4 protein-coding genes are annotated in these 3,618 nt (G+C 69.4%); 2 read left to right on the top strand and 2 right to left on the bottom strand.

Translation table 11 applies throughout. The features are described from left to right. Window positions 1–1,060: FAD-binding protein (locus VGS97_RS03710; RefSeq protein ID WP_326851744.1), on the bottom strand; the 1,060-nt coding region annotated here is incomplete at its 3' end. 227 nt (window positions 1,061–1,287) lie between these two features. Between VGS97_RS03710 and VGS97_RS03715 the strand changes: the two genes are divergently transcribed. Then, on the top strand, window positions 1,288–2,196 hold the full coding sequence (locus tag VGS97_RS03715) for an ATP-binding cassette domain-containing protein (protein ID WP_326851745.1): 909 nt from the start codon (window positions 1,288–1,290) through the stop codon (window positions 2,194–2,196). Next, window positions 2,193–2,852, top strand: a complete 660-nt coding sequence (locus tag VGS97_RS03720; protein WP_326851746.1) for a hypothetical protein — start codon at window positions 2,193–2,195, stop codon at window positions 2,850–2,852. The genes VGS97_RS03715 and VGS97_RS03720 overlap by 4 nt, the downstream gene beginning before the upstream one ends. A 94-nt stretch (window positions 2,853–2,946) precedes the next feature. Here VGS97_RS03720 and VGS97_RS03725 read toward each other — a convergent pair. Next, window positions 2,947–3,618, bottom strand: a 672-nt coding sequence (locus VGS97_RS03725) for a discoidin domain-containing protein (protein WP_326851747.1), incomplete at its 5' end; no start/stop codon positions are given.

The raw sequence follows: 3,618 nt of genomic DNA on the forward strand, positions 1-3,618 counted from the left end.
CCACGACCGACGTGACATATGCGTCGGTGGCGCCGTCGGGCAGGAAGAGGTCGAGCCAGGGGTGCGGGTCGTACCACTCCCCGGTGGACTTGAGGAACGCGATGGCCGCAGCGAGGTCGTCCACGAAGTCGGCGTAGCTGAAATCAGCGATCTGGGCCATGCCCTGATAGCCGAGATCGCCGATCAGTGCTTGGTCGTCGGGCGGGGTGCCGTCGTAGTAGGCGGTACCTTCGAGCACGTACTGCCAGCTGATGCCTGACCCGGTGCCTGACCCAGTGGCGGCGGGCACGGCATTGATCGCGCCTTCCAGCCAGCCGAAGCGGCCGTCCCGCACCGCCTTGCGCTGCGCCGCCGTCATCGCGGCCAACGACGGATACGTCAGCTGGTACTGCCGCGCCGACGCGGGTGCGGGCACGAGCCGCACCGTGGCACGGGTGATCACGCCGACCTGGCCCAGACCGGCCAGCGCCGTGTGGAAGAGGTCCGCATTCCGCTCTGGCGAGCAGACGACGATCTCACCGGTCCCGGTGACGACTTCGAGTTCTGGTACGTTGTCGACCTGCGCGCCGTGGTGGTGCGCGGCCCCGCCGAGTCCGCCCGCTGACAGTGTGCCGCCGATCGACAGCTCGATGTAGTCGGTGAACACCGGCGGGGTCAGCCCGTGAGCGAGGCTCGCGGCCAGCAACGCGCTCCAGAGCACGCCCGCGCCGACCGTCGCCGTCATCGCGACGGGGTCGACGGCGATCGCGTTCAGCGGGCCCGTGTCGATCACCAGTCCGTCGGAGACCTGCGCCTGGCCGTCGGTCTGGTGACCCTGTCCGCGCGCGGCGACCGGGATCCGCCGCGGGCCGCAGAACTCGATCATCGCCGCGACGTCCGCGACCGACCCGGGTTCGAGCACCGCGAGCGGCGCGCGGTGGACCAGGTGCCCGAAGTCGTCCTCGAACGCTGTCAGGTCCGCGGGGTCGAACAGCAGCCGCCCGTCCAGGTGCGGCAAGTGATCAAGGCCGGTTCCCGCCGACGCCCACGCACGTGAGGCGCCGTCGAAAGCCGTCGCCATCGCTCCGGCGCTCAGTGCCCGCACGAACGTCCGTCGACTGAGCCCGCTGATTCGCGCGTCCGGATCCGCCAATTCGATCAGACCTCCCCCTTCTCTAACCCGAGTCTTCCGCGACTCGCACCGTTTTAAGTGAGGCAGCGGTCTTTCTTTAACGAAGAGACAACACCGGCTTTAACGAAGAGACAGCACCGGTGCGAAGGCGCGCGCACCCGGCTATGGTGTCCGCCATGCGGCTGAGCGCAGTCGGATACCGGTACGGATGGCGGGCGCCCTGGGTGCTCAGCCGAGTCGACCTTGACCTGGAAACCGGTGCGCTGGTCCGGATCGGCGGATACAACGGCACCGGCAAATCCACCCTGATGCGCATCATCGCCGGCGTGCACCGCCCCGGCCGTGGTGCAGTCACCGGCCGTCCCGCCCGGGCCGCTTACGTCCCGGGCCAACTGCCGCCCCTGCCGTTCAAGGCGCATGACTATCTTCGCCACTGCGGCCGGATCCACGGGCTGTCGGCCGAGGAGACGGACGAGCGCGTGCTCGGCTGGCTTGAGCGCTTCGAGGCGCTCGGCTACCGAAAGCACCGGATCAGCGACCTGTCCCGCGGTACCGCGCAGAAGGTCGCGATCATTCAGGCCGTGCTCGCCGAGCCGGACCTGCTGGTCCTCGACGAGGCCTGGACCAGCCTGGACACCGCGGGCCAGGACACGCTGGACGAGGTCGCCCGCTCCACCGCCCGGCGCGGCGGCCGGGTGGTCTTCGTCGATCACGATCCGCAGCGCTTGGCCGACGACGCCGGCGACGCCTACGTGCTGCGGGACGGGATGCTGTCGCACGCATCCGCGGTCGACTTCGAGCTGCCGCTCGTCGTCATCGACCTCGAACACGCGCCGCAGCCCTGGCCTGGGCCTGGCCGGGGTCGGCTGCTCGCCGACGACCTGCTGCGCATCGAGATCGAGCCGGACGGCTCGGACCGGCTGCTGCACGACATCCTGTCGAAATACCCGGAGATACACGTGGCAGCCGTGCGCACGGTCGACGGCCGCGCGGCTCACGCGGTGTCGGCGCAGTCCACCGCAGTGCCGTCAACCGCAGCGGAATCGGCACAGCCAGAGCAGGTGGGAGGGCGAGGGCAACTGTGAGCGGCGTCAACGACCAAGGCGTGTCGGTCGCGCGTTACTACGTCGCACTGCTCGCACGCACCCAACGATGGCTGGCGCCGGTACTGACGTACGGAACCGTGCTCGCGATCGACTCGGCTAGCGGCGACTCGACGGCCGACGCGTTCGCCTACAGCGCGGCGTTCCTGCTGCCGGTCAGCGCGTGGTTCACGCGCGCCGCGCTGACTGCCGAACCACCGGAAGCAGCCGCGATCATCGCCACGGCGGCCGGCCCGGTCCGTTCCCGGCTCGCCGCGCTGTCGGCGGCGACTGCGTACGGCTTGCTGTGTGCGGCGGTCGGTGCACTGGTCGCGATCGGCGCCGGCTCAGGACGCGGGACGTCGACTGTGTTCGCCGGGCTGAGCACCGAAGTGGTCTGCGTACTACTCGGCACGGCGGCAGGCGCACTGAGCGCGCCGCCACTGGTCCCGGCTGCCGGATGGGGCGTGCTGCTGGCCGGTCTGCTCGCGCTCGGTCTGCTCGTCGCGCGGTTCTCGCCCGCCGACATGGGCATCCGCGCGCTGACACTGGCCGCCAACGGCGGCTCGCTGCACTACCCGTTAGCCGCGCTCCCGCTGGCATTACTCGTCGCTGGTGCCGCCTGGGCCGTATCCACCGCCGCGGCCACGCGCCGCTGACAACACTTCTCGACGTCGCTGTTGCCCGCACACGCGGCGGGGCCGCCGAGCACTTGCGCGCTCGACGGCCCCGGTGAAGTGAGTCAGGCGGGGATCAGCTGTTGTAGATCTGGAACTCTGAGATTTGTCCGGCGGGCCAGCCGGTGTTGGCGGTGAAGTTCAGTCGCACGTACCGGGTGTTCGTTGATGTGAAGGTGATGGTGACGGTGTTGCCGGTTGACGGGTCGAAGGTGTAGCCCGCGGAGCCGACGATGGTGGTGTAGTTGGTGCCGTCGGTGCTGCCGAGCACGGAGAGCGTTTGGGTGCGTGTGGCCCATGCGGTGGAGGGCGGCAGGTCAAGCACGATGCGGCTGATGCTCTTACTCGAACCCAGGTCCACCTGCAACCACTGGGGGAAGGCGTTGTCGGTGCTCTCCCAGTAGCTGCTGGTGTTGCCGTCCACGGCGTTGCCGGGCACGTAGGTTTGCGTGTACCCGCTGGCCGAGGTGGGTTGGTTGAGTGCGAGGTTGGTGTTGGCGCTGACGCCGGTGCCGGTGAGGTTGACGGTTGCCGGGCTGCCGGGTGCGTTGCTGGCGATGCTCAGAGCGCCGCTCTGCGCGCCGCTCGCGGTCGGGGTGAAGGTGACGTTGACCGTGCAGGACGCGCCTGCGGCCAGGGTGCTGCCGCAGTTGTTGGTTTGTGTGTAGGGGCCGCTGGTGGTGATGGAGGAGATGGTTGCGGCGGCGTTGCCGGTGTTGGATACCGTCACGCCCTGTGCGCTGCTGGT

This window comes from Actinocrinis sp. (assembly GCF_035946395.1).
In the GTDB taxonomy this organism is placed as follows: domain Bacteria; phylum Actinomycetota; class Actinomycetes; order Streptomycetales; family Catenulisporaceae; genus Actinocrinis.

Excerpts from the sequence above, each read along its gene's own strand:
- VGS97_RS03715 (WP_326851745.1), top strand. The coding sequence starts at position 1,288 with ATGCGGCTGAGCGCAGTCGGATACCGGTACGGATGGCGGGCGCCCTGG.